Annotated in this window: 21 protein-coding genes; 15 read left to right on the top strand and 6 right to left on the bottom strand. The window is 67.6% G+C overall.

All coding sequences use genetic code 11. The features are described 5' to 3' along the window. Positions 1 to 126 precede the first annotated feature (126 nt). From A5711_RS12905 to A5711_RS12865, 9 genes are all read left to right on the top strand, one after another. Positions 127 to 1,596: a wax ester/triacylglycerol synthase family O-acyltransferase gene (locus A5711_RS12905; protein ID WP_067947024.1), complete on the top strand. Its 1,470-nt coding sequence runs from the start codon at positions 127 to 129 to the stop codon at positions 1,594 to 1,596. After that, positions 1,593 to 3,311 (top strand): HAD-IB family hydrolase/lysophospholipid acyltransferase family protein, encoded by a 1,719-nt coding sequence (locus A5711_RS12900; RefSeq protein WP_067947021.1) that lies wholly within the window; start codon positions 1,593 to 1,595, stop codon positions 3,309 to 3,311. The genes A5711_RS12905 and A5711_RS12900 overlap by 4 nt, the downstream gene beginning before the upstream one ends. Continuing rightward, positions 3,308 to 5,650 (top strand): glycerol-3-phosphate 1-O-acyltransferase, encoded by a 2,343-nt coding sequence (locus tag A5711_RS12895; RefSeq protein WP_067947019.1) that lies wholly within the window; start codon positions 3,308 to 3,310, stop codon positions 5,648 to 5,650. The genes A5711_RS12900 and A5711_RS12895 overlap by 4 nt, the downstream gene beginning before the upstream one ends. A gap of 29 nt (positions 5,651 to 5,679) precedes the next feature. Then, positions 5,680 to 7,716 (top strand): cytochrome c oxidase assembly protein, encoded by a 2,037-nt coding sequence (locus A5711_RS12890; protein ID WP_067947018.1) that lies wholly within the window; start codon positions 5,680 to 5,682, stop codon positions 7,714 to 7,716. A 155-nt stretch (positions 7,717 to 7,871) separates the two neighbouring features. Next, complete coding sequence (locus A5711_RS12885; RefSeq protein ID WP_067947016.1) at positions 7,872 to 8,378, top strand: single-stranded DNA-binding protein; 507 nt, start codon at positions 7,872 to 7,874, stop codon at positions 8,376 to 8,378. A gap of 91 nt (positions 8,379 to 8,469) precedes the next feature. Then, positions 8,470 to 10,146 carry an energy-dependent translational throttle protein EttA gene (gene ettA / locus A5711_RS12880; protein WP_067947014.1) on the top strand — a complete coding sequence of 559 codons (1,677 nt, stop codon included), beginning with the start codon at positions 8,470 to 8,472 and terminating at the stop codon, positions 10,144 to 10,146. Between the two features lie 121 nt (positions 10,147 to 10,267). After that, complete coding sequence (locus A5711_RS12875) at positions 10,268 to 15,109, top strand: NAD-glutamate dehydrogenase (protein ID WP_067947012.1); 4,842 nt, start codon at positions 10,268 to 10,270, stop codon at positions 15,107 to 15,109. After that, complete coding sequence (locus A5711_RS12870) at positions 15,106 to 15,519, top strand: thioesterase family protein (RefSeq protein ID WP_067947010.1); 414 nt, start codon at positions 15,106 to 15,108, stop codon at positions 15,517 to 15,519. Before A5711_RS12875 ends, A5711_RS12870 begins: the two co-directional genes overlap by 4 nt. Beyond that, positions 15,507 to 16,178: a hypothetical protein gene (locus A5711_RS12865; protein ID WP_067947008.1), complete on the top strand. Its 672-nt coding sequence runs from the start codon at positions 15,507 to 15,509 to the stop codon at positions 16,176 to 16,178. The genes A5711_RS12870 and A5711_RS12865 overlap by 13 nt, the downstream gene beginning before the upstream one ends. Before the next feature lie 54 nt (positions 16,179 to 16,232). Here A5711_RS12865 and A5711_RS12860 read toward each other — a convergent pair whose 3' ends face one another. From A5711_RS12860 to A5711_RS12845, 4 genes are all read right to left on the bottom strand, one after another. Then, a complete protein-coding gene (locus tag A5711_RS12860) occupies positions 16,233 to 17,246 on the bottom strand; it encodes an FAD/NAD(P)-binding protein (RefSeq protein WP_067947161.1) in 1,014 nt (337 codons plus the stop codon). Positions 17,247 to 17,347: 101 nt separating this feature from the next. Further along, positions 17,348 to 17,980, bottom strand: a complete 633-nt coding sequence (locus A5711_RS12855) for a DUF5134 domain-containing protein (RefSeq protein ID WP_156744915.1) — start codon at positions 17,978 to 17,980, stop codon at positions 17,348 to 17,350. Positions 17,981 to 18,157: 177 nt separating this feature from the next. Further along, entirely contained in the window at positions 18,158 to 19,726 is a 1,569-nt protein-coding gene (locus A5711_RS12850; protein WP_082975724.1) for a glycoside hydrolase family 13 protein, read from the bottom strand. A 29-nt stretch (positions 19,727 to 19,755) separates the two neighbouring features. Continuing rightward, positions 19,756 to 20,151: a globin gene (locus tag A5711_RS12845; RefSeq protein ID WP_046184463.1), complete on the bottom strand. Its 396-nt coding sequence runs from the start codon at positions 20,149 to 20,151 to the stop codon at positions 19,756 to 19,758. A 142-nt stretch (positions 20,152 to 20,293) separates the two neighbouring features. On the opposite strand from A5711_RS12845, the gene A5711_RS12840 reads away from it, so the two are divergent. The 3 genes from A5711_RS12840 to A5711_RS12830 all read left to right on the top strand — a co-directional run bounded on the left by A5711_RS12840 (position 20,294) and on the right by A5711_RS12830 (position 21,687). Next, positions 20,294 to 20,941 carry an HNH endonuclease gene (locus tag A5711_RS12840; RefSeq protein WP_067947002.1) on the top strand — a complete coding sequence of 216 codons (648 nt, stop codon included), beginning with the start codon at positions 20,294 to 20,296 and terminating at the stop codon, positions 20,939 to 20,941. Between the two features lie 64 nt (positions 20,942 to 21,005). Beyond that, a complete protein-coding gene (locus tag A5711_RS12835) occupies positions 21,006 to 21,233 on the top strand; it encodes a hypothetical protein (protein ID WP_067947160.1) in 228 nt (75 codons plus the stop codon). After that, on the top strand, positions 21,220 to 21,687 hold the full coding sequence (locus tag A5711_RS12830) for a DUF5130 domain-containing protein (protein WP_067947000.1): 468 nt from the start codon (positions 21,220 to 21,222) through the stop codon (positions 21,685 to 21,687). Before A5711_RS12835 ends, A5711_RS12830 begins: the two co-directional genes overlap by 14 nt. Positions 21,688 to 21,723: 36 nt before the next feature. On the opposite strand, the gene pepN is transcribed toward A5711_RS12830, so the two are convergent. Beyond that, a complete protein-coding gene (gene pepN / locus A5711_RS12825) occupies positions 21,724 to 24,300 on the bottom strand; it encodes an aminopeptidase N (protein WP_067946998.1) in 2,577 nt (858 codons plus the stop codon). 105 nt (positions 24,301 to 24,405) lie between these two features. On the opposite strand from pepN, the gene A5711_RS12820 reads away from it, so the two are divergent. From A5711_RS12820 to A5711_RS12810, 3 genes are read left to right on the top strand one after another with little or no spacing between them, the layout of a single operon-like run. Then, a complete protein-coding gene (locus tag A5711_RS12820) occupies positions 24,406 to 25,029 on the top strand; it encodes an Rv2466c family mycothiol-dependent reductase (RefSeq protein WP_067946996.1) in 624 nt (207 codons plus the stop codon). A gap of 27 nt (positions 25,030 to 25,056) precedes the next feature. Then, positions 25,057 to 25,536 (top strand): ribose-5-phosphate isomerase, encoded by a 480-nt coding sequence (locus A5711_RS12815; protein ID WP_067946994.1) that lies wholly within the window; start codon positions 25,057 to 25,059, stop codon positions 25,534 to 25,536. A 7-nt stretch (positions 25,537 to 25,543) separates the two neighbouring features. Next, a complete protein-coding gene (locus A5711_RS12810) occupies positions 25,544 to 26,353 on the top strand; it encodes an Fpg/Nei family DNA glycosylase (protein ID WP_067946992.1) in 810 nt (269 codons plus the stop codon). A gap of 21 nt (positions 26,354 to 26,374) precedes the next feature. Here A5711_RS12810 and A5711_RS12805 read toward each other — a convergent pair. Continuing rightward, positions 26,375 to 26,824: serine hydrolase (locus A5711_RS12805; RefSeq protein ID WP_369829933.1), on the bottom strand; the 450-nt coding region annotated here is incomplete at its 5' end.

The following is a 26,824-nucleotide window of genomic DNA, read 5'->3' as shown; positions in this document are numbered from 1 at the left end:
CGGCGCCCGACCACTCCTTTCACCAGCGCGGCAACCCGACTAGCGTTGTGTTGGCTATGGGGATGGCGGGGCCGAGGCAGGAGGCTTGATCGACGGTGACAGGGCTGGCGCGTCGGGCGGAGGACCATGACTGAGTCCGATGGGGTCGTGAAATTGTCCGACCAACTCGGACCGGTCGACTATCTGATGCATCGTGGTGAAGCGAATCCCCGGACTCGGTCGGGCATCATGGCGCTGGAACTTCTCGACACCACACCGGACTGGGACAAGTTCCTGACCCGATTCGAGAACGCATCCCGACGGGTGTTGCGGTTGCGTCAGAAGGTTGTCGTGCCGACCCTGCCGACCGCGTCGCCGCGCTGGGTGGTGGACCCCGATTTCAACCTCGAATTCCACGTGCGCCGGATGCGGGTGGCCGAGCCCGGGACACTGCGCGACGTGTTCAACCTCGCCGAGGTGATCCTGCAGTCGCCCATGGACATCTCCCGTCCGCTGTGGACGGCCACCCTGGTGGAGGGTCTGGCCGACGGGAAAGCCGCCACGCTGTTGCACGTCAGCCACGCGGTCACCGACGGCGTCGGCGGTGTGCAGATGTTTGCGGAAATCTATGACCTGGAGCGCGACCCGCCTGCCAAGCCGACGCCCCCGCTGCCCATCCCGCAGGATCTGACCCCCAATGACCTGATGCGGCAAGGCATTAACCACTTGCCCACCGCCGTGGTCGGCGGTGTCGTGAGCGCGGTGTCGGGGGCGGTGTCGGCGGCCGGACGGGCGGTCCTGGAGCCGGGTTCCACCGTGTCCGGGATCGTGGGCTATGCCATGTCGGGGATGCGGGTGCTCAACCGGTCGGCCGAGCCGTCGCCGCTGCTGCGGCGGCGCAGCCTGGCGACCCGCACCGAGGCGATCGACATCCCGCTCTCCGACCTGCACCGGGCGGCCAAGGCGGGCGGGGGATCGATCAACGACGCCTACCTCGCCGGCCTGTGCGGAGCCCTGCGGCGCTATCACGAGGCGCTCGGTGTGCCGATCAGCACGCTGCCGATGGCGGTCCCGGTTAGCCTGCGGGCCGAGGCCGACACGGCCGGCGGCAACAGGTTCACCGGGGTCAACCTGGCCGCGCCGGTGGGCACCGTCGACCCGGTTTCGCGGATGAAGAAGATCCGTGCGCAGATGACGCAGCGCCGCGACGAGCCCGCGATGAACATCATCGGTTCCGTCGCGCCACTGCTCAGCGTCCTGCCGACCGCGGTGCTCGAAGGCATCACCGGCTCGGTGATCGGCTCCGACGTGCAGGCCAGCAACGTCCCGGTGTACCCGGGAGACACCTACATCGCCGGTGCAAAGGTGTTGCGGCAGTATGGGATCGGTCCACTACCGGGGGTAGCGATGATGGTGGTGCTGATCTCTCGGGGCGGGTGGTGCACCATCACCGTGCGCTACGACAGGGCCTCGGTGCGCAACGAGCCACTGTTCGCTCAATGCCTGTTGGAAGGCTTCGACGAAATTCTGGCGCTGGCCGGTGAGGGGGCACCCCACGCGGTGCCGGCCTCGTTCACCGAACCGGCGACTTCGGCACGGACGGCGTCGGGTTCATGAGCGCCACCAGAGACCAGGGCGACGAGCGCGGGACGCCCGGGACGGACATGCGGTTGCCGGGCTCGGTCGCCGAAATCATGGCCAGCCCACCGGGTCCGAAGATCGGGGCGTTCTTCGACCTCGACGGGACGCTGGTGGCCGGCTTCACGGCGGTGATTCTCACCCAGGAGCGGCTGCTGCGCCGTGACATGGGGGTCGGTGAGCTACTCGGCATGGTCCAGGCCGGGCTGAGCCACACGCTCGGGCGCATCGAGTTCGAGGACCTCATCGGCAAGGCCGCCGCCGCGTTGGCCGGCCGCCTGCTGGACGACCTGGAAGAGATCGGCGAGCGGCTGTTCGTGCAGCGGATCGAGTCGCGGATCTACCCGGAGATGCGCGAGCTGGTCCGGGCGCACGTGGCTCGCGGGCACACCGTGGTGCTCAGCTCGTCGGCGCTGACCATTCAGGTCAACCCGGTGGCGCGGTTCCTGGGCATCTCGAACATGCTCACCAACAAGTTCGAAACCACCGAAGACGGGATACTCACCGGCGGTGTGCAGAAGCCGATCCTGTGGGGGCCCGGCAAAGCCGCTGCGGTGCAACGGTTTGCCGCCGAGAACGGCATCGATCTGAAGGACAGCTACTTCTACGCCGACGGGGACGAGGACGTCGCCCTCATGTACCTGGTCGGCAACCCCCGCCCAACCAATCCCGAGGGGAAGATGGCCGCCGTGGCGAAACGCCGCGGCTGGCCGATCCTGCGGTTCAGCAGCCGCGGTCCGGTGGGCCTGCGCCGGCAGATCCGCACCCTCGCCGGCTTCGGCTCGATGTTCCCCGTCGCCGCGGGCGCCGTGGGCATCGGCGTGTTGACCCGCAACCGGCGGCGCGGGGTCAACTTCTTCACCTCGACCTTCTCCCAGCTGTCGCTGGCCATCGCCGGGGTGCAGCTCAACGTCATCGGTCAGGAGAACCTGACCGCGCAGCGGCCGGCGGTGTTTATCTTCAATCACCGCAACCAAGTTGACCCGGTCATCGCCGGAGCGCTGGTGCGCGACAACTGGATCGGCGTGGGGAAGAAGGAGCTGAAGAAAGACCCGATCATGGGCACGCTCGGCAGGCTGCTCGACGGCGTGTTCATCGACCGCGACGACCCGGTCGCCGCGGTGGAGACGATGCACGAGATCGAAGACCGGGCGCGCAGGGGACTGTCCATCGTGATCGCGCCGGAAGGCACCCGCGTCGACACCACCGAAGTCGGGCCCTTCAAGAAGGGGCCGTTCCGCCTGGCGATGGCGGCCGGGATCCCGATCGTCCCGATCGTGATCCGTAACGCGGAACTCGTCGCCGCCCGCAATTCGACCGTCGTCAATCCCGGTACCGTGGATGTCGCCGTCTTTCCGCCGATCTCGGTGCAGGATTGGACCGTCGAGAACCTGCCGGAGCGCATCGCCGAGGTCCGTCAGCTGTATCTGGACACGCTGGCCAGCTGGCCGGTCGACGAGCTGCCCCAGGTAGACCTGTATGCCGAGAAGAAGGCGGCGACAAAGGCCAAGGCGCCCGCGAAAAAGACTGCGGCTAAGGCCGTTTCGAAGGCACCGGCGAAGAAGGCCGCGTCGAAAGCCAAGCCCGCCAAGGCGAATCCCCACGGGTCGCAGGCCGCCCTCAAAGACGGTGAGGCGCACGGGCCCACCTCCAGCGCGGAGCCGCCGGAATCCGCGCCCGAAGGGCGGCCGTGACCGAAACGGCCGCGGATACCACCGCGGTCCTCACCGGCCAAGACTCGCTGGTGTTGGCGTCCATGGCCTCGCCCGTCGAGCGGGACCTGGTGACGGCCTGGATGGCCCAACAGCGCGCCGCCATGCCCGGGGCGAGATTCGACGTGCTGGAGCTGCCGCCGCCCACCGCGCCTCCCGACAAGCTGACCGCGCTGATCGAACAGCTCGAGGCCGACGGTCGCTCCATCGTGCCGGTGCGGGTGTTCTGGCTGCCGCCACCGGACCGCGGCAGAATCGCCAAGCTGGCCGGCCTGCTGCCCGGGCGAGATCCCTACCACCCCAACGAACGTCAGCAACTGCACATCATGCGCAACGCTCCCCAGCGGGCGCGGGTGGTGGCCGGCGAACCCGCGAAAGTCTCCGAACTGCGAGAGCAATGGCGCAACATCACCGTCGGTGAGAACGAAAGCGACTTCGCCCGATTCGTCATCCGACGCGCGCTGCTGGCGCTGGAACGCTTCGAGTATCGAATCCTGGGTCCGCAGTACAAGTCTCCGCGCCTGGTGAAGCCGGAGATCCTGGAGTCCAGCCGGTTTCGTGCCGGGCTGAAGAAGATCCCCGGCGCGACCGTCGACGAAGCGGGCGAGATGCTCGACGAGCTCTCCACCGGCTGGAGCCGGGTGTCCGTCGACCTGGTTTCCGTCCTCGGCAGGATGCTCAGCCGCGGGTTCGATCCGGAGATCGACTACGACGGATATCAGGTCGCGGCGATGCGCGCCGCCCTGGAGGCCCACCCGGCGGTGCTGCTCTTCTCGCATCGCTCCTACATCGACGGCGCGGTGGTGCCGGTGGCGATGCAGGAGAACCGGCTGCCGCCGGTGCATGTGTTCGCCGGCATCAACCTGTCGTTCGGCGCGATGGGCCCACTGCTGCGCCGGTCCGGCGTCATCTTCATCCGCCGCAACATCGGTGAAAACCCGCTCTACAAATACGTTTTGCGCGAATACGTCGGGTACATCGTCGAAAAGCGGTTCAACTTGAGTTGGTCCATCGAGGGCACCCGCTCGCGCACCGGCAAGATGTTGCCACCAAAACTCGGCTTGCTGGCCTACGTCGCCGACGCCTACCTGGACGGCCGCAGTGAAGACATCCTGCTGCAGCCGGTGTCCATCAGTTTCGACCAGTTGCACGAGACCGCCGAGTACGCGGCCTACGCCCGCGGCGGGGAGAAGACGCCCGAAGGCGTTGGCTGGCTGTACAACTTCATCAGGGCGCAGGGCGAACGCAACTACGGCAAGATCTACGTCCGCTTCCCGGAAGCCGTTTCGATGCGCCAATACCTTGGCCCGGCGCACGGCGCGCTGTCACACGACCAAGACGCCAAACGGCTTGCGCTGCAGAAGATGTCGTTCGAGGTCGCGTGGCGGATATTGCAGGCGACGCCGGTGACGGCGACCGGCCTGGTGTGCGCGCTGCTGCTCACCACTCGCGGCGCGGCGTTGACGCTCGATCAGTTGCACCACACGCTGCAGGACTCGCTCGATTACCTGGAACGCAAACAGAACCCGATGTCGACGAGCGCGCTGCGGCTGCGCTCGCGCGACGGTGTGCGGGCGGCGGTCGACGCATTGTCCAACGGGCACCCGATCACCCGGGTCGACGGTGGCCGGGAACCGGTGTGGCACATCGCCCCCGACGAGCAGCACGCGGCAGCGTTCTACCGCAACTCGCTGATCCATGCCTTCCTGGAGACCTCGATCGTCGAATTGGCGCTGGCGCATGCCCGGCACGCCGAGGGCGACCGCATGCGTGCCTTCTGGGACCAGGCCATGCGGTTGCGCGACCTGCTCAAGTTCGACTTCTACTTCGCGGACTCGGCGGCGTTTCGGGACAACATCGCCGAAGAGATGGCCTGGCATGACGATTGGGAAGACCACGTCAGCGCCGGGGGGGAGGAGATCGACGCGCTGCTGTTCGCCAAGCGTCCGCTGATGGCGGACGCGATGCTGCGGGTGTTCTTCGAGGCCTACGAGATCGTCGCCGACGTGTTGCGGGATGCGCCGGCCGACGTCGGCCAGAAGAAGCTGACCGAGTCGGCGCTCGGCGTGGGCCGCCAATACGTGGCGCAAACCCGGGTCCGCAGCAGCGAATCGGTGTCGACGCTGTTGTTCGCCACGGCCTATCAGGTCGTCGTCGACCAGGATCTGATCGCGCCCGCGCCGGACCTCGCCGAGCGTCGGGCCGCGTTTCGGGGCGAACTGCGGGACATCCTGCGGGATTCGAATTATGTCGGGCGGATAGCGCGCGACCAGTTCGTCGCCCGCGAGGTCAAAGCGCGTCGGGAGCGCCTGGCTCGGTAGTTCCCGGTAGGGGCTCATACCCTGGCTGTATGACGGTCGATCGGTCGCTGACGCCACCCCGCGCGCGGGTGTGGCCGCTGCTGATCGGTGTCGCGCTGCTGGCGGGCTGCACGGCGGCCGGTATCGGGGCGCTGTCGCTGGCCGATGCGCTGACCGCCACGGGTTTGCCGAACCCGGGCCCGGCAACCACGCTGGGGCTCCCGTTCGTCCGGGCGGCGGGGGAGATCGCCGCGGTGCTGGCCGTGGGTTCGTTCCTGTTCGCGGCGTTCCTGGTGCCGCCGCAACGCAGCGGCGTCCTGGACGCCGACGGGTACCGGGCGCTGCGCCTGGGGACCGTCGCGTCGGGCGTCTGGGCGGCGTGTGCGGCGCTGCTGGTTCCGCTGACCGTTTCCGACGTATCGGGCCGCCCGCTGGTCGCGCTTTTGAACCCGGTGCGGATCTGGTCGATCGCCGGCCTGGTCACCACCGCCTCCGCGTGGCGCTGGACCGCGGCGCTGGCCGCGCTGGTGATGCTGGCCAGCCTCTCGGTGCTGCGCTGGTCGTGGACGCCGCTACTGTTCGCCGGATCGCTGCTGACGCTCATCCCGCTCGGGCTGACCGGCCATTCGTCGGCGGGCGGTTCGCACGACCTGGCGACCAACAGCCTGCTGATCCACCTCGTGGCCGCCGGCCTGTGGGCCGGCGGACTCCTGGCGTTGACCGCCTACGGGCTGCGCGGCGGCGGGCACGTCGCCCTGGCGGCGCGGCGGTTCTCCGCAATCGCGCTGTGGTGCTGGGTCGCGATGGCGCTCAGCGGTCTGGTGAACGCCGCGGTGCGCGTCCCGCTGGGTGACCTGCTGACCACCGATTACGGCCGATTGGTGGTCGGCAAGTTCGCCGCGTTATGCGTGCTGGGGGTAATCGGCTGGCGCCAGCGGCGCTCGTCGGTCGCCGGTTTGCAGGCGGAACCGCCTCGGCCCGAGGCGCGCCGCGCCCTGCTGCGGCTGGCGCTCGCCGAGGCCGCGGTCTTCGGCCTCACCTTCGGCATCGCCGTCGGCCTGGGCCGCACCCCGCCGCCACCACCGCCGAGCCGGCTGCCCTCGATTCCCGAGGCCGAGATCGGCTACGACTTCAACGGTCCGCCCACCCCGGCCCGGATCCTGTTCGACTGGCGCTTCGACCTGATCTTCGGCAGCGCCGCCATCGTCTTCGCCGCCCTCTATGTGGCCGCCGTGGTCCGCCTGCGTCGGCGAGGCGACGCCTGGCCGCCAGGCCGGACCGTGGCCTGGCTGCTCGGCTGCCTGACGTTGCTGTTCGTCACCTCGTCGGGGGTCGGTCGCTACATGCCGGCGATGTTCAGCGTGCACATGGTCGCCCACATGGGCCTGTCGATGCTGGTGCCGATCCTGCTGGTGCTGGGCGCCCCGGTGAGCCTGGCCCTGCGGGCGTTGCCCGCGGCGGGCCGGGACGACCCGCCCGGCTTGCGGGAATGGTTGCTCGCCGCGCTGCACAGCCGGCTGTCGCGGTTCCTCACCAACCCGGTCGTGGCCACCGTGCTCTTCGTCGCCGGCTTTTACGGGCTGTACCTGTCGAACCTGTTCGACATCGCCGTGGGCAGTCACGCGGGGCACCTGGCGATGAACCTGCACTTCCTGCTCAGCGGCTACCTCTTCTACTGGATCGTCATCGGGGTCGACCCCACGCCGCGCCCGATCCCGCCGCTGGCCAAGGTGGGTGTGGTGTTCGCGTCGCTGCCGCTGCACGCGTTCTTCGGGGTGGTGCTGATGGGCACGCGCAGGGTGCTGGGCGCCGACTACTACCGTTCGCTCGGCTTGACCTGGCACACCGACCTGCTCGGTGACCAGCGGTTGGGTGGCGGCATCGCCTGGGCGGCGGGGGAGTTGCCGCTGGTGATCGTGATGCTGGCGCTGCTGGTGCAGTGGGCGCGCAGCGACGACCGCACCGCCCGGCGGTTGGACCGCGCCGCAGACCGCGATGACGACGCCGAGCTGGTCGCTTACAACGCGATGCTGGCCGAGCTGGCGCGGCGCGACACACCGAACCGTCCGCACCAGCCGGCGGACTGATCCACAGTCGCGATTCCTTCCACAGGCCGTCGAGGCACCGCCGGATCCGGGACCCTTCGCCCGCCGGGCCGTCGGTGGCACCGGGCTCAATGGCGGCCAGGACGGGCGGTGCCGCGTTCACCGCCCAAACAGCACACCGAGAAGGGATCATTGCAATGTTCGAAACCCCGCTTACCGTTGTCGGGCACATCGTCAACAACCCCGAACGTCGACAGGTCGGCTCCCAGGAGGTCATCAAGTTTCGCGTCGCCAGCAATTCCCGGCGGCGCACGGCCGACGGCGGCTGGGAGCCGGGCAACTCGCTGTTCATCAACGTCAACTGCTGGGGCAAGTTGGTCACGGGGGTGGGTGCCGCGTTGGGCAAGGGTGCACCGGTGATCGTGGTGGGCCACGTCTACACCAGCGAGTACGACGACCGCGACGGCAACCGCCGCTCGTCGCTGGAGATGCGTGCGACCTCCGTCGGACCCGACGTATCCCGCGCGATTGTGCGCATCGAGAAGCCGGGCTACACCGGTCCCAATCCGGAGCAGGCGCCCGCCAATGGAACTTCGGCGACCGCCGCCGACGTTGGTGGTGACGAGGACCTGAAGGCCGGCGACGACCCGGCCGACTCCGGAGACACCGCCGCAGACCGCGCCCGGCTCTCCGTTCCGGCTTGACGGTCGGCTTGGGGGCGGGCCGGCAGTTGCCGGCCGGTGCCTAGGATGGTCCGCGAGATCACTCTGCAGACCAGAAAGGCACGACAGCGGCATGGCTGAGTTCATCTACACGATGAAAAAGGTCCGCAAGGCGCACGGCGACAAGGTGATCCTGGACGACGTCACGTTGAGCTTCTACCCGGGCGCCAAGATCGGCGTCGTTGGCCCCAACGGCGCCGGCAAGTCGAGCGTCTTGCGGATCATGGCCGGGCTGGACAAGCCGAACAACGGCGAGGCCTTCCTGGCCACCGGGGCCACCGTCGGCATCCTGCAGCAGGAGCCGCCGCTGAACGAAGAGAAGACGGTGCGCGGCAACGTCGAAGAGGGGCTCGGCGAGATCAAGGTCAAGCTGGACCGCTTCAACGAGGTCGCCGAATTGATGGCCACCGACTACTCCGACGAGTTGATGGAGGAAATGGGCCGGCTGCAGGAGGACCTCGACCACGCCGACGCCTGGGACCTCGACTCGCAGCTCGAGCAGGCCATGGACGCCCTGCGCTGCCCGCCGCCGGACGAGCCGGTGACGAATCTGTCCGGCGGTGAGCGGCGCCGCGTGGCGCTGTGCAAGCTGCTGTTGTCCAAGCCCGACCTGCTGCTGCTCGACGAGCCGACCAACCACCTGGACGCCGAAAGCGTGCAGTGGCTCGAACAACACCTGGCCGCCTATCCGGGTGCGGTGTTGGCGGTGACCCACGACCGGTACTTCCTGGACAACGTCGCCGAGTGGATTCTCGAGCTCGACCGGGGCCGTGCGTATCCCTACGAAGGCAACTACTCGACATATCTGGAGAAGAAGGCCGAGCGGTTGGCGGTGCAGGGCCGCAAGGACGCCAAGCTGCACAAGCGGCTGACCGAGGAGCTGGCCTGGGTGCGGCAGGGGGCCAAGGCGCGACAAGCGAAGAACAAGGCCCGTCTGCAGCGCTACGAGGAGATGGCCGCCGAGGCGGAGAAGACGCGCAAGCTGGACTTCGAGGAAATCCAGATTCCCGTCGGGCCGCGACTGGGCAACGTGGTCGTCGAGGTCGACCACCTCGACAAGGGCTACGACGGGCGGACCCTGATCAAGGACCTGTCCTTCACGCTGCCCCGCAACGGCATCGTCGGCGTGATCGGCCCCAACGGGGTGGGCAAGACGACGCTGTTCAAGACCATCGTCGGGCTGGAACAGCCAGACAGCGGGACGGTCAAGGTCGGAGAAACGGTCAAGCTCAGCTATGTGGACCAGTCCCGCGCCGGCATCGATCCCAAGAAGACCGTGTGGGAAGTCGTTTCGGATGGCCTCGACTACATCGAGGTCGGCCAGAACGAGATCCCGTCGCGCGCCTATGTCTCGGCGTTCGGGTTCAAGGGTCCCGACCAGCAGAAGCCGGCCGGCGTGCTGTCCGGTGGCGAGCGGAACCGGCTGAACCTGGCGCTCACGCTCAAGGAAGGCGGCAATCTGCTTCTCCTCGACGAGCCCACCAACGACCTCGACGTCGAGACGCTGGGTTCGCTGGAGAATGCGCTGGAGAAATTCCCGGGCTGCGCGGTGGTCATTTCGCACGATCGCTGGTTCCTGGACCGCACCTGCACGCACATCCTGGCCTGGGAGGGCGACGAGGACAACGAGGCAAAGTGGTTCTGGTTCGAGGGCAACTTCGGCGCGTACGAGGAGAACAAGGTCGAACGGCTCGGTGTTGACGCGGCCCGGCCGCACAGAGTGACCCACCGGAAGCTCACGCGCGACTAGTGTCAGCTGCGCAGCACCCCGACGATGCGGCCCAGACGGCCGCGGCGGGTGCACCCCGCTTGCGGGGGGAGAGTGGGCGGTTGAACACAGCGGCGTTCGTCACCAGTTGGGAGCCATCGGCATGACGATCGATCCCGGGCCCAAGCAGACCCTCAAGCCGTGGACCGCCTTCACCCAGCAGCAGGACATTCCCGACTGGATCGCGAAGGCCTATATCGAGAGCTATCGCGGCCCGCATGGCGATGAACCCGGAGCGGAATCCGGCCCTATCGACCTGACGGTCCCGACCGCCATCGTGACCCCCGCCATGCTCGGCGCGCACTATCGGCTCGGTCAGCACCGTCCCGCCGGCCAAAGCCGGGTCGCGGTCTACCCCTCGGACGACCCGGCCGGCTTCGGGCCCGCCCTGCAAGTCGTCACCGACCACGGCGGCATGTTGTTGGATTCCGTCACTGTGCTGCTGCACCGCCTCGGTGTGCCCTACGCGGCCATCATGACCCCGGTGTTCGAGGTGCACCGCGACCCCGCCGGCGACCTGGTCAGCGTCGAATCGAAACCGCCCGGGGCCCCGCCATACGTGGGCGAGGCATGGATACACGTGCAACTGCTGCCCTCGGTCGACAGCAAGGGCCTCGCCGAAGTCGAACGGCTGTTGCCCAAGGTGCTGTCCGACGTGCAACAGGTCGCCAGTGACGCGGGTGAATTGATCGCCGCCCTGAGCGGCCTGGCCGCGGAAGTGGAAACCAACGCCCACGGCCACTTCTCGGCCCCCGACCGCGCCGACGTCGCGGCGCTGCTGCGCTGGCTGGGCAACGGGAACTTCCTGCTGCTCGGCTACCAGCGGTGCCGCGTGCATGACCGTCTCGTCTCCGGCGACGGGTCGCCCGGGCTGGGCGTCCTGCGCGCCCGCACCGGCTCCCGCCCACGGCTGACGGATGACGACAAATTGCTGGTGTTGGCTCAATCGGTCGTCGGCAGCTACCTGCGTTACGGCGCCTACCCGTACGCCGTCGCGGTCCGGGAAAATATCGGCGACGACGGCGGCGTTGTCGAGCATCGCTTCGTCGGGCTCTTCACGGTCGCGGCCATGAACGCGGATGTTCTGGAAATCCCGACGATCTCGACCCGGGTGCGCGACGCGCTGGCCCTGGCCGACAGCGACCCAATCCACCCCGGCCAGCTGCTGCTCGACGTCATTCAAACCGTTCCGCGCTCGGAGCTGTTCACGTTGAGCGCCGAACGGCTCTTGACGATGGCCAAAGCGGTGGTGGATCTGGGATCCCAACGGCGGGCGTTGTTGTTCCTGCGCGCCGATCGGCTCCAATACTTCGTCTCGTGCCTGGTCTATCTGCCCCGCGACCGTTACACCACCCAGGTGCGGCTGCAAATCGAGGACATACTGGTCCGCGAGTTCGGTGGCACGCGGCTTGAATTCACCGCGCGTGTCAGCGAATCACCTTGGGCCCTGATGCATTTCATGGTCCGGTTGCCGGAAGATGCGGCGCCTGTGGATGTTTCCGAAGACAACCGGGTCCGCATCCAGGGGTTGCTGAGCGAAGCCGCGCGCACCTGGAGCGACCGGTTGATCGGGGCGGCCGCGGAAGGCTCCGTCGAACAGGCCGACGCCGAGCACTATGGCACCGCTTTCTCCGAGGTCTACAAGCAAGCGGTCACCCCGGCCGATGCCATCGAGCACATCGGCATCATCGAAGGGCTGCAGGATAATTCGGTCAAGCTGGTGTTCTCCGAGCGCGGTGAGGACGGGGCCGCGCAGCTGACCTGGTTTCTGGGCGGACGCACCGCCTCGCTGAGCCAGCTCCTGCCCATGTTGCAGAGCATGGGTGTGGTGGTGCTCGAGGAGCGACCGTTCACCGTCACCCGCCCGGACGGGCTGCCGGTGTGGATCTATCAGTTCAAGATCTCCACGCACCCCACGATCGCGCCGGCGACGACCACGGCGGACCGCGACGCGACCGCCCAGCGGTTCGCCGACGCGGTCACCGCGATCTGGCAAGGCCGCGTCGAGATCGACCGGTTCAACGAGCTGGTGATGCGCGCCCGGCTGACCTGGCAGCAGGTCGTGCTGCTCCGTGCATACGCGAAGTACCTACGGCAGGCGGGCTTTCCGTACAGCCAGTCCTACATCGAGTCGGTACTGAACGAGCACCCGTCCACCGCGCGATCGCTGGTCGCCCTGTTCGAGGCGCTCTTCGATCCCCGGCCGTCGGGCGCATCCACCAACCGTGACGCACAAGCGGCGGCGGCCGCGGTAGCCGCCGACATCGACGCGCTGATGAGCCTGGACACCGACCGCATCCTGCGGGCGTTCGCATCGCTGGTTCAGGCGACGCTGCGCACCAATTACTTTGTGACGCGCGAGGGTTCGGCCCGCGCCCGAAACGTTCTGGCGCTCAAGCTCAATGCGCAGCTGATCGACGAACTGCCGCTCCCGCGGCCCAAGTACGAGATCTTCGTCTATTCGCCCCGCGTCGAGGGTGTGCACCTGCGGTTCGGGCCGGTGGCGCGCGGCGGGCTGCGCTGGTCGGACCGTCGCGACGATTTCCGCACCGAGATCCTCGGCCTGGTAAAGGCGCAGGCGGTGAAGAATGCAGTCATCGTGCCAGTCGGCGCCAAGGGCGGCTTCGTCGTCAAGCGGCCGCCGTTGGCGACCGGCGATCAGGCGGAGGACCGCGATGCCACCCGCGCCGAGGGCGTCGCCTGCTATCAGCTGTTCATCTCCGGCTTGCTCGACGTCACCGACAACGTCGATCACGCAACGAGAAAGGTCAGCCCGCCGCCGGAGGTGATACGACGCGACGGTGACGACGCCTACCTGGTGGTGGCCGCGGACAAGGGCACCGCCACCTTCTCCGACATCGCCAACGACGTCGCGAAGTCCTACGGCTTCTGGTTGGGTGACGCCTTCGCGTCCGGCGGATCGGTGGGCTACGACCACAAGGCGATGGGCATCACGGCCCGGGGCGCTTGGGAGGCCGTCAAGCGACACTTTCGGGAGATGGGCGTCGACACCCAGGCCGAGGACTTCACGGTGGTGGGCATCGGCGATATGAGCGGCGACGTATTCGGCAACGGCATGCTGCTGTCCAAGCACATCAGGTTGATCGCCGCCTTCGATCACCGGCACGTCTTCCTCGACCCCGACCCCGCCCCCGCGGCGTCGTGGGAGGAACGCCGGCGGATGTTCGACCTGCCGCGGTCCAGCTGGGAGGACTACGACAAGTCGTTGATCAGCGAGGGCGGCGGGGTGTACAGCCGCGAGCACAAATCCATCCCCGTTAGCCCGCAGGTGCGCGACGCGCTGGGCATCGACAGCGAGATCACGGAGATGACCCCGCCCAACCTGATCAAGGCGATTTTGCAGGCGCCGGTCGATCTGTTGTTCAACGGCGGCATCGGCACCTACATCAAGGCCGAGTCCGAGTCCGACGCCGACGTCGGCGATCGCGCCAACGATCCCGTCCGGGTCAACGCAAGTCAGGTGCGCGCCAAGGTGATCGGCGAGGGCGGAAACCTGGGGGTGACAGCCCTGGGCCGGGTCGAATTCGATCTGTCGGGCGGGCGCATCAACACCGACGCGATGGACAACTCCGCCGGCGTGGACTGTTCGGACCACGAGGTGAACATCAAGATCCTGATCGACTCGCTGGTCACCGCCGGCAGGGTCGACCCCGAGGAGCGAAAAGAGTTGCTGGAGTCGATGACCGACGAGGTCGCGCGACTGGTGCTCACCGACAACGAGGATCAGAACGACTTGATCGGCACGAGCCGCGCCAACGCGGCCAGCCTGCTGCCGGTGCACGGCAGGCAGATTCAATACCTCGTCGACGAGCGGGGGCTCAACCGCGAATTGGAAGCCCTCCCGTCGGAGAAGGAGATCGACCGGCGATGTGAGGCGGGCATCGGCTTGACGTCACCCGAGCTGTGCACCTTGATGGCGCACGTCAAACTCGGGCTCAAAGAGGAGATGCTGAACACCGAACTGACCGAGCAGGATGTGTTCGCATCCCGGTTGCCGCAATACTTTCCGACGCCGTTGCGGGAGCGGTTCGGCCCGGAGATCCGCACCCACCAGCTGCGCCGGGAGATCGTCACCACCATGCTGATCAACGACCTGGTCGACACCGCCGGCATCAGCTACGCGTTCCGGATCACCGAGGATGTCGGGGTCGGGCCCGTCGATGCGGTGCGGACTTACGTCGCTACCGACGCCATCTTCGGCGTGGGGGAGATTTGGCGGCGGATCCGCGCGGCGAATCTGCCGGTCGCGCTGTCCGATCGGCTCACACTGGACACCCGACGGCTGATCGACCGCGCCGGCCGCTGGCTGCTCAACTACCGTCCGCAGCCGCTCGCCGTCGGTGCCGAGATCAACCGGTTCGCCGCGAAGGTCAAAGACCTGACCCCCCGGATGTCGGAGTGGCTGCGCGGCGACGACAAGGCGATCGTGGAGAAGGAGGCCGCCGAATTCTCTTCGCAGGGTGCGCCCGACGACCTGGCGTACATGATCGCCGCCGGGCTGTACCGCTTCAGCCTGCTGGACATCATCGACATCGGCGACATCAACGACATCGACGCCGCCGAGGTCGCCGACACCTACTTCGCCCTGATGGACCGGCTGGGCACCGACGGATTGCTGACGGCGGTATCCGAACTGCCCCGCAACGACCGCTGGCATTCCCTGGCGCGCTTGGCGATTCGCGACGACATCTACGCCTCGCTGCGTTCGTTGTGCTTCGATGTGCTCGCCGTGGGGGAGCCGAACGAAAGCGGCGAGGAGAAGATCGCCGAGTGGGAACACCTGTCCGCATCGCGGGTGGAGCGGGCCCGCCGCACCCTCATCGAAATTCAGGAAAGTGGAGAAAAGGATCTCGCGACGCTGTCGGTGGCGGCGCGCCAGATTCGGCGCATGACCCGCACCAGTGGAAGAGGATCCTCGAGTTGAGCGTCGGCTTCGTAGCCCCCGTACCGGTCCGCTGGTCGGACATCGACATGTATCAGCACGTCAACCACGCCACCATGGTCACGATTCTGGAAGAAGCGCGGGTCCAGTTCCTGCGCGAAGCGTTCGAGGTCGACATCTTGACCATCGGGTTGCTGATCGCCGAAGTCAAGGTGACCTACAAAGGTCAGCTGAAGCTGGTCGATTCGCCGCTGCAGGTGACGATGTGGACCAAGCGGCTGCGGGCTGTCGACTTCACGCTGGGCTACGAAGTGCGCTCGGTCAACGCCGATCCCGAGTCCAAGCCGGCCGTCATCGCCGAATCGCAACTGGCCGCCGTTCATATCGAGGAGGAGCGCCTGGTGCGGCTCTCTCCACACCATCGGGAGTACCTGCAACGGTGGATTCGTTAGCTGACCGCGGGCTCTGGCTGGGGCCACCGGACCGGGCCGCCCAGCGCAGGGACCTGAGTGCCTTCGTGGATTACGCGCTGCGACTCGACGACGCGGCGGTCATTCGCCTTCGCACTCGATCGGCCGGGCAGCTGACAGCTTGGGTGGCAACGGGTTTCGACGTCCTGGCCAGCCGGGTGGTCGCTGGCGAAGTGCGGCCCGAGGATCTGTCGGTGGGCGCGGACGCGCTGGCGCGCGGCCTGGCCGCGATGGGGGACTCGGGTTACGTCGATCCGGGCTTCGCGATGGACTCCGCGTGGCGGGGGGCGTTGCCGCCGGACGCCGGCTTCACCCATCTCGAGGACATACCCGCGCGGGTGATGCTCGACCTGGCGCAGCGCGGCGCACGACTTGCCAAGGAGCACGGCAGTTCACACGGCCCCCCCGTATCGCTGCTCGACCAGGAGGTCATCCAGGTGAGCTCATCCGACGCGAGTGTGGGGCTGCCCATGCGGTGTGTGTTCGCCTTGACCGCAATGGGTTTCCTGCCGCAGTCACCGGATGCCGTCGGCGCCGACGAAATGATCAGGGTGCGGATCCTGCCGACCTGGTTGCGCATCGACGCCCGGTTCGGCTCTGTGTACCGACGCCGCGGCGACCCTGCGCTGCTGCTGCGCTGACTCGCGTCCCGTTCCGAATCATCTTGAGTCGAACCCCGGCATTGGGATGAGTCGTCACGTGCTGTAGACCATCCACAACGGAAGCACCGAGTCCAGGTAGTCCATGAACTTCTTGAGGCCTACGCGGTATTGCCCGAAGCCGTACGGATCTTCGGCGTACTCCGGGAAGGCGATGCCCAGCCCGAACAGGCCGGGGGCAAGGATTCCGTTCACCCGGTTGTATTGCAGCGGGCCCCACTGGGGCGTCTCGGGCAGCTTCCGCGGCTCGAAACCGACCGTGTAGACGACACGGTCGCACTCGGCGAGCTTCTCTTCGAATTCCGGGCTCGAAACCCAGCACCTCTCCAACCGCTCCGGATACACCCCGTCGATGTTCTCGCGCGCCCACTCGGCGGCACGGCCTTTTAGGCCGGTGTCATCGAATAGGATCCAATCATCCAGGTAGACAGCATATTTGAGCGGGCTGCGGTAGAAATTGATCACCCTGCCGACCGGGAGCCGCAGCAGGTGCGGTAACGCGATCATCGACGAGTGCGACGAGCCGAAGACGCCAACCGTCGCGCCCTGCAGCGGCACCTGGGCGAGCTTGTCGGCATCGAGGGCGACCTCGACCGGAATCTCGTCGAGGGGATAGTCCAGCCTCTTGGGGGCCGCGCCGATCGCGAGGATCACGTTGTCCGAGGTCAGTTCCGGATCCTGCGTTTCGATCCGCCAGCGCCGTCGCTGCAGGGACAGGGTGGTGGCCGTCGTCTCGAACGTGTGCACCCGTTCGCGCAGTTGCGCGGTGACCCATACCAATGGGTCTGCGACCAGGGCAAGGGCGCACGTCTCCTCGGGGTCCACCTCGGCCAGGGGCAATGGCGGGGCTTGGGAGAACCGAAAGGCCCCAGAGCCATTCAGGAAACTCATGAACGTCCCGGCAATGGTGTTGCTGGACACCGACCGCCACTTACCGCCCAGGTCTCCAGCGGCGAAGGCCGGATCGACCCAGGCGATCTTGTCAGGCGGTACGCCCTGATCGAGCAGCCTTCCGACCGCGGCAATTCCGGCGGGTCCGGCTCCGATCACTGTCCACGCGTAGGTCGCCATGTACTAGGTATAGAGGAGCGACGAGCCAAACGCTGAGTCGCGAGGTTGGCCGAACGGGACCAGCCGACCGTGGAATCCGCTCACACGATGTCAGCGAACATCAGCGCCGTGCCCGCGGCGGTGACCGCTTGAGTCACGATTTGCGCGTGGGTGAGCCGAACGGCGCGCGGCATCAGGTTCGTCCAGCGCCGCGCCATCCAGCGGTACGCCCAATAGATCGCCACCGCGGCGAACCCGAGGGCCGCGGTCCAGTTCACGACCGTGACCCAGTCCGGGGCGGCCTCGGGCATGTGGTGTCCGGCGTGCTGCTGCTGCCCCGACGCGACCTCGTGCGCGGTCATGTCCATCGCGCCGGCGGAATGGCCGGACCGACCCGGCAGGCTGCCGTTCATCGCCCCGTACATCCACGCCATCGCCACCATCATCGCGGCGTAGTAATAGTTCGTCAGCCGACCATCGGCGGCCCGGGGCGCATGGCCGGCAATGCCGGCAAACCAGGCCCCGCCCAGCAGGAAGCACATGGCCGCCGCGACGGTCGGCAGATTCATTCCCACGCCCCAGGCCATCAAGATCATCACGGCCGACATCGCCAGGTGTAGCAGCTGGCTGACCATGCCCGTCCAGCAGCGGCGTTGAGCGACAAGGAAATACGCGTAGGCAGCAAAGCTGACGGCGAACATTGCCGTCACCACCCATCGCAACGTGTTATCCACCAACCCGCCTTTCTCCGGTGGGCCCGCCCGGCATCGGCCTAGGGCCCAAAGCCGGTTCGATCTCGGTCATCGCACGACAGTACCCCCATAGGGTATCTTCGCCCTAGGCGACACTCGGGCAGTGTGAAAACCGCAACGCGAAACCGACTGCTCCGGCCCGCCTTTGGGGCCTGCCGGTCAGGCCAGCCAGGCTGCGGCGTCGGGCGCGAGTTTGCCGTCGACCAGCGGGACGCTGGCGACGATCAGCTCTCCGGGCGGCAGGGGGATCGGCCAGCGGCCGGCGTTCACCACGCACACCGCCCCGCCGCCGCGGCGCCGGAAGATCAGCGCATGACGTGGCGCGTCCAACCAATCGATGTCCTCGCCGTCGAATTCGGGGCGCTCCTTGCGCACCTTGATGACGCGCTGGAAAAACGCGAAGGTCGACTCGGGGTCCGCGAGCTGCCTCTCGACGGTCAGTGCCGCCCAGTCGTGCGGCATCGGTAGCCACGTGGCGGGCGATGAGGAGAACCCGAACGGGGGAGCGTCGCCCGACCACGGGATCGGGACCCGGCACTTGTCCCGGCCTCGCTCGGTATGCCCCGAGCGTTCCCACGTCGGGTCCTGCAGCACCTCGTCGGGCAGCTCCACGTCCGGCAGCCCGAGTTCCTCGCCGTTGTAGACGAACACCGCCCCCGGTAACGCGAGCATCACCATCGCCATCGCCCGCGCCCTGCGCAACCCGATCTCACCGTCGCCGTAGCGGGTGACCTCGCGGCCCACGTCGTGGTTGGACAATGTCCACGTGGGGGTGGCGTTCTCAATTGCCGTGGCCGCCAACGAGTTCTCGATCGCGTCGTGAATCTCGGTAGCGTCGAAGTCGATCTGCGCCAACCGGAAATTGAAGCCGAGGTGAAGTTCGTCGGGCCGAAGATACTCCGCCCACCGCATGTTGTCGGTCACCCACACCTCGCCGACGGTCACCGCCCCGGGATAGTCGTCCACGACCGAGCGGATGCCCCGGTGGATCTCGTGCACGCTCGGGTGATTGAAGCGCGGGTCGTCGTCGTTGTGGTGCAACACCCTGCTGTCGCCCCGCGCGTCGGGCAGGCCCGGCGGTTTCGCCATGCCGTGGGCCACGTCGATGCGGAATCCGTCGACGCCGCGTTCCAGCCAGAACCGCAGCGTCTTCTCGAAGTCGTCGAAGATGTCCGGTTGCTCCCAGTTCAGGTCCGGCTGTTCGGCGTCGAAGAGGTGCAGGTACCACTGGCCGGGATTGCCGTCCGGTTCGACCACCCTGGTCCAGGCGGGCCCACCGAACACCGACTTCCAGTTGTTCGGCGGCAGCTCGCCGTGCGCGCCGCGCCCGTCGCGGAAGAAATAGCGCTCCCGTGCCTCCGTGCCCGGACCGGCCGCCAGCGCGGCCTGGAACCAGGGGTGCGCCGAACTGCTGTGGTTGGGCACCACGTCCATGGTGATCTTGATGCCCCGTTCGTGTGCGGCGGCCACCAGCCGCTCGAACGCCGCCATCCCGCCGAACAGCGGGTCGATGTCCCGGGGATCCGCCACGTCGTAGCCGTGGTCGGCCATCGGCGAGACGGTGACCGGGTTGAGCCAGATCGCGTCGACGCCGAGCCGTTCCAGGTGGTCCAGCCGGGCCGTCAGGCCGTCCAGATCGCCGACGCCGTCGCCGTTGCTGTCGGCGAACGACCGCGGATACACCTGATAGAAGACCGCGTTTGACCACCACGGCTTGGAGGAGCTCATCCCACCCCGCTCAGTTTCGTGGGCCGACATCACAACGCCGCATTGACCAGCGAGTGGGCGGCCATCTCAAGGTAATCGAGCAACTGACGCCGGTGCTCGTCGTCGAGGGTCTCCGAGTCGATCGAGGCGACGGCGATGTGCATGCAGCGCAGCCAGGCGTCGCGCTCGATGGGGGTGATGCGGAACGGGACGTGGCGCATCCGCAGCCGGGGATGACCCCGCCGGTCGGAGTAGGTGCGCGGGCCGCCCCAGTACTGCTCGAGGAACATGCGCAACCGTTCCTCGGCGCCCGCCAAGTCGTCTTCGGGGTACAGCTGGCGCAGGATTTCGTCCTCGGCGACCTGGGCATAAAAGCGGGACACGATCGCGTGAAAGGTTTCGGCACCGCCGACGGCGTCATAGAAGGACTGTGGCTCGGAATCCATCGCCTCCATTGTGGTCCATCGCGGCGGCGGCGGCCCGCGCCGGGCCGAGGGCACAGCCGCTGTTCACCCGGACGACATGCCGTTCACCTGCAATAGGGGTGCGATTGGCGGCGAATCATGGTGGACTATCCGCGGAGGATCTATGGCGCAGGGCAAGAGACGCCGCAGCCACCGCAGTTCCGGTGCCGCGGCAGGGTTAACCGGGCCCCCGACCGCGTCATGCCTGCATAGCGTCGACACCCATCCCCCCACCCGCCAAGACACTGCGTCCCTGTGGAGTCGCCGGCGGGTGCTGCTGCTGAATTCGACCTACGAGCCGCTGACCGCGCTGCCGATGCGGCGGGCCATCGTGATGGTCATCTGCGGGAAGGCCGACGTGGTCCACCACGACCCGGCCGGACCGGTGATCCACTCGGCCACCAGCTCGATCATGGTGCCCTCGGTGATTCAGCTGCGGACCTATGTCCGCGTCCCGTACCGGGCCCGCGTCCCGATGACCCGGGCGGCGCTGATGCACCGGGACCGATTCTCCTGCGCCTATTGCGGGGCCAAGGCCGACACCGTCGACCACGTGGTGCCGCGCAGCCGCGGCGGCGACCACTCCTGGGAGAACTGCGTCGCCTGCTGCTCGACGTGCAACCACCGCAAGGGCGACAAGTTGCTCACCGAACTCGGCTGGGTGCTGCGCCGGACGCCGCTGCCGCCGACGGGGCAGCACTGGCGACTGCTCTCGACGGTCAAGGAGCTCGACCCGGCCTGGGCGCGCTACCTCGGCGAAGGCGCGGCCTGACCAATCTCGTGTCCGGGTGTGCCGCGAGAACACCCAGTGGGATACGGTTTTCGTCGTGAGCATGCTGGAGATTCACGCGTACTTCATCGGGATACCGTTGTTGCTGGTGGCCGTGCTGGCGGTGCTGATCTGGTCGCACAAGGGACCGCACCCGGCGACCTACAAGCTGCCGGAGAAGTGGACGCATCCGCCGATCCTCTGGGCGGCCACGGACGAAGACGTCGGCCACACCCACGGCGGGCACGGCGGACACGAATTCTCAGTTGGAGGTGGCGCCAGTGGCACATGGTGATGTGGCGACGAGGGAGCCCGCCGAGCTGCCCAACGGCTGGGTGATCACCACCAGCGGGCGGCTCTCCGGGGTCACCGAGCCCGGCGAGCTCTCGGTTCATTTTCCATTCCCGATCAAGGACCTCGTCGCCATCGACGACGCGCTGAAGTTCGGATCCCGGGCATCGAAGGCACGGTTCGCCATTTACCTCGGTGACCTGGGCAGTGACACCGCCGCGCGGGCTCGCGAGATCCTGGCGAAGGTGCCCACCCCGGACAACGCGGTGCTGCTGGCGGTCTCGCCCGACCAGAAGGTCATCGAGGTGGTCTACGGCTCCCAGGTCCGCGGTCGCGGCGCCGAGTCGTCCGCGCCACTGGGCGTCGCCGCCGCGTCGTCGGCGTTCGAGCGGGGCGATCTGGTGGACGGACTGGTCAGCGCGATCCGCGTCCTCAGCTCGGGGATCTCCCCGGCCTAGCGGCGTAGCCGGGCGCGGCGGGTCGTCACCGTCGGCCTAGTCGGTCGCGTCGAACTTGCGTGCCCGCAAGGCCCGCTTCACCCCGGCCTGGCCCTCGAGCACCAGCCGCCGCAACGCCGGCGGCACCTCGGGGGCGGACAGGAACTTGTCGGCGGCCGCGATGCCGGCCTCGCTGATGTTCCAGTGCGGGTACAGGCCGATCACCACCGTTTGCGCGACTTCGCTGGAACGCCGCGCCCACACGCCCGGTATCGCCTCGAAGTAGCGGTCGGTGAACGGCGTGAGCAAGTCGTGCTGCCCGGCCGGGGCGAAGCCCGCGATGATGCTGCGGGCGGTGATGTTGGCCAGGGTGTCGTCCTCGATCACCGTGGTCCAGGCGTCCTCCTTGACCTGTGGCTGCGGCCGCGCCGTCGCCGCCTGGGCGCCGTTCCGCTTGCCGGCGGCGGTCGGATCGCGCTGGACCTCCGCGTCGATGAAGGGCGTGGCGGGCCCATCCGCGTCGATTTCCCCGGCGCTGGCGAGCGCGGTCACGATGCGCCACCGCAGGTCGGTGTCGATCTCGAGGCCGGCCAGCCCCAACTCGGCCGGGTCGTGGTCGAGCAGGTCCGCCAGCGCCACGACGTGCCGGGTGGACAGCACCGACGAACACAGGGTGTTGACGAAGGCGAGCTGGTGATCGGAGCCGGGGTTGGCGGCGCGCGCCAGCTCCAGCAGCCGATCGGCGAACTCCGGCCACCCGTGCTCGCGCGCCCAGTTCGGCTCGGCGTAGGAAGCCAGCGCCGTCTGCGCCTGCAGCAGCAGCCGCTGCGCCACACCGACCTCCGTTTCGGCCTGCACGCCGCCCGAAACCAGCGCCACGAAGTCGCGGGCGCGCAGTTCGGCCTCGCGTGTCATCTCCCACGCCGCCGACCACACCAGGGAGCGCGGGAGTGGCTCGGCGATGTCGGCGATCCGCCGCAGCGCCGTCCGCAGCGACTCGCCGTCCAGTCGCAGTGAGCAATACGTCAGATCGTCGTCGTTGACCAGCACCAGCTGGCCACGCGAAACGCCAACGAGGGCAGGCACTTCGGTGACAGGACCCTCGACGTCGAGTTCTTCGCGCCGGACCCGCAGCAGCTTGCCGGCGCCATCGTCGTCGTAGATCCCGATCGCCAGCCGGTGCACTCGGGTTTCACGGGCGCCCGGGGCGGCGCCACTCTGTGTCACCGCGAACCGGGTGAACCGGCCGTCCGCGTCGACGTCGAAATCCGGCCGCAGCGTGTTCAACCCGGTCGTCTTCAACCACTGCCGGCCCCAGTCGGACAGGTCCCGGCCGGACGCCTTCTCCAGCGCGGCCACCAGGTCGTCGAAAGTGGCGTTGCCGAACGCGTGGGTGCGGAAGTAGTCGCGCAGCCCCGCCAGGAAGTACTCCAGCCCGACGTAGGCGACGAGCTGTTTGAGGACGGACGCGCCCTTGGCGTAGGTGATGCCGTCGAAGTTCACCTCGACGGCGGCCAGGTCGGGGATATCCGCGGCTATCGGATGGGTGGACGGCAGCTGGTCTTGGCGGTACGCCCAAGACTTCTCGACCGTCGCGAACGTCGTCCAGGCCTCGGTGAATTCGGTGGCCTCCGCCTGGCACAGCACCGACGCGAACGTCGCGAACGACTCGTTGAGCCACAGGTCGTCCCACCAGGTCATGGTGACGAGGTCACCGAACCACATGTGCGCCATCTCGTGCAGCACGGTTTCGGCGCGCCGCTCGTAAGAGGCCCGGGTGACCTTGCTGCGAAAGACGTAGTCCTCCAGGAAGGTCACCGCGCCCGCGTTTTCCATTGCGCCGGCGTTGAATTCGGGCACAAACAGCTGATCGTATTTGCCGAACGCATACGGCAGCCCAAAGTTCTTGTGGTAGAAGGCGAATCCCTGCTTGGTCTGGGTGAACAGCCGCTCGGCATCCATGTGGCGCGCCAACGATTCCCGGCAGAAGATGCCCAGCGGGATCTCGCCGTGTTCGTCGGCGTAGGTGTCCTTCCACTCGGCGTACGGGCCGGCGACGAGGGCCACCAGGTAGGTGCTCATCCGCGGAGTGGTGGCGAAGACGTGCACGCCGTCTTCGATGGACACCGTCGCGCCGTTGGAAACCACCTTCCAGTGTTTGGGTGCCGTCACCCGCAGGTCGAACGTCGCCTTGAGGTCGGGTTGGTCGAAGCAGGCGAACATGCGCTTGGCGTCGGCGGTTTCGAATTGCGAGTAAAGGTAGGTCTCGTTGTCGACCGGATCGACGAAGCGATGCAACCCCTCGCCGGTGTTGGAGTAGCGGCAGTCCGCGTCGACCACGAGGACGTTGCGTTTCTCCAGACCGCGCAACGCGATGCCCGTCGATTCGTCGTAGCCGGATACATCCAGGTCATGGCCGTTGAGGCTGGCGCTGCGCACCGTCTCGGCGGCGAGGTCGATGTACGAGTCGGCACCGGGAAGCGCGTCGAACACCACCGTGGTGGTGGAGCGGAACGTCCGTTCGCCGGGTGCGCCGGAACCATCGGTGACATCGAGGTCGATCTGGTAGCTGTCGACGGTGATCAGGGCGGCGCGTTCGACGGCCTGGTCCCGGGTGAGATTAGGAAGAGCCACGCGTCCAACTTACGTGCCCGCCGCGCATCTCGGCCGGTGCGGGAACAGGGGCGCGGCGCCTACGGTTGTGCTGAACGGTGTACCGACCGACGAGAGGACTGCGCTATGGCTGAGAAGGCTGCCGAGAAAGACCAAGCCGATTTCTGGTTCGACCCGCTGTGCCCGTGGTGCTGGATCACTTCGCGTTGGATCCTCGAGGTGGAAAAGGTCCGCGACATCGAGGTGCACTTTCACGTCATGAGCCTGGCGATCCTCAACGAGAACCGCGAAGGCCTTCCCGACAAATACCGCGAAATGATGAAGCACGCCTGGGGTCCGGTGCGCGTGGCGATCGCCGCCGAGCAGGCCCACGGCGAGGGCGTGCTCGACCCGCTGTACACCGCCATGGGCACCCGGATTCACAACGAGGACAACAAGAACCTCGAGGAAGTCATCAAGTTGTCGCTCGCCGACGCCGGTCTGCCCGCGGAGCTCGCGGAGGCCGCGAACAGCGAGGCGTACGACGACGCCCTGCGCAAGAGCCACCACGCCGGCATGGACGCCGTCGGCGACGACGTCGGCACGCCGACCATTCACGTCAACGGGGTGGCGTTCTTCGGGCCGGTGCTTTCGAAGATCCCCCGCGGCGAGGAGGCCGGCAAGCTATGGGATGCGTCGGTGACCTTCGCGTCCTACCCGCACTTCTTCGAGCTCAAGCGGACCCGCACCGAGAAGCCCGAATTCGACTGATAGGCGGCCCGTGTAAGGATTGCGGGCATGCGCGTCTACCTCGGCTCTGACCACGCCGGATTCGAGCTCAAGCAGCAGATCATCGAGCACCTCAAAGCGTCCGGGCACGAGCCGATCGATTGTGGCGCCTTCGCGTATGACGCCGAGGACGATTACCCGGCGTTCTGCATCGCGGCCGCGACACGCACGGTGGCCGACCCCGGCAGCCTGGGCATCGTGCTGGGCGGTTCGGGCAACGGCGAACAGATCGCGGCCAACAAGGTGCCGGGAGCCCGCTGCGCGCTGGGGTGGAGCGTCGAGACGGCGACCCTGGCCCGCGAGCACAACAACGCGCAATTGATCGGGATCGGCGGTCGCATGCACACGGTCCCCGAGGCGTTGGCCATCGTGGATGCCTTCCTGAGTGCGCAATGGTCCAAAGCCGAACGCCACCAACGACGTATCGACATCCTCGCCGAGTACGAGCGCACTCACCAGGCGCCGCCGGTGCCCGGCGCGCAGGGCTGAGGCGCGCATGCCCGAAGGGCATACCCTGCACCGCCTGGCCCGGCTGCATCAGCGCCGCTTCGGTGGGGCGCCGGTGGCGGTGTCGAGCCCGCAGGGCCGCTTCGTCGATGCGGCCGTGGTGGACGGGCGCGTGTTGCGCCGCACCAGCGTCTGGGGCAAACACCTGTTCCACCACTACGGGCCCCATCAAGGCGGTCCGATCGTGCACGTGCACCTGGGCCTCTACGGCGCCTTCACCGAATGGCCGCGCGACGGAGCGGTCCTTCCCGAACCGGTCGGGCAGGTGCGGATGCGAATGGTCGGCGCCGACTACGGAACCGACTTACGCGGGCCGACGGTCTGCGAGGTGATCGACGAGGGCCAGGTTTCCGACGTGCTGGCCAAGCTCGGTCCCGACCCGCTGCGCAACGACGCCGATCCGTCCTGGGCGTGGAATCGAATCACCAAGTCCCGCAGGCCCATTGGTGCACTGCTGATGGACCAGACCATCGTCGCCGGCGTCGGCAACGTCTATCGCAACGAACTGCTCTACCGCCACCACATCGACCCGTTCCGTGCCGGCCGCGACATCGGCGAGGCGGAGTTCGCCGCGGCGTGGACCGATCTGGTGGCGCTGATGAAGGTCGGCTTGCGCCGGGGCAAGATCATCGTGGTGCGGCCCGAACACGACCACGGGCCGCCGTCGTACCGGGCCGGGCGGCCCCGGACGTATGTCTACCGGCGCGCCGGCGAGGCCTGCCGGGTCTGTGGAGATTCGATCCGCACGGCCGTGCTCGAGGGGCGAAACGTGTTCTGGTGCCCTACCTGCCAGAAATGACGGGCCGCGGTTCGCCGGAACCTAGATGACGCCGAGCGCCGCGTAGACCTCGTTGCTCAGCGCCAGGCTGCGCGGGTCCGCGTTGGCCTTGGTGGCGTCGAACCGGTTCGCCACGTACGCGTAGCCGATCCGGTGTTCGAGATCGACGAACCCGAACGACCCCCCGAGGCCGCCGTGGCCGAAGATCCGCGGGTTGGGCCCGTTCACGCACCGCTGGTTGAGCATGTAGCCCAAACCCCAGCCGTGATCGGCGACCCGTGGCCCGAGCACCAAGTCGGTCTCCAGGCCACCCTGGCACTGCCGCACCAGCTCCATGTGCTCGCGGCTGAGCACCTTCTCCTGGGCGAGCGCGTTGTAGAACGTCGCCAATCCCAGGGCCGACACTTGCCCGTTCGTGCCAGGGTGGCCTGGAGACCGACTTGGTGCTCGGGCCACGGGTCGCCGATCACGGCTGGGGTTTGGGCTACATGC

Source organism: Mycobacterium sp. E2238 (assembly GCF_001672665.1).
GTDB lineage: Bacteria > Actinomycetota > Actinomycetes > Mycobacteriales > Mycobacteriaceae > Mycobacterium.
This window is presented reverse-complemented; position numbering and strand designations above follow the sequence as displayed.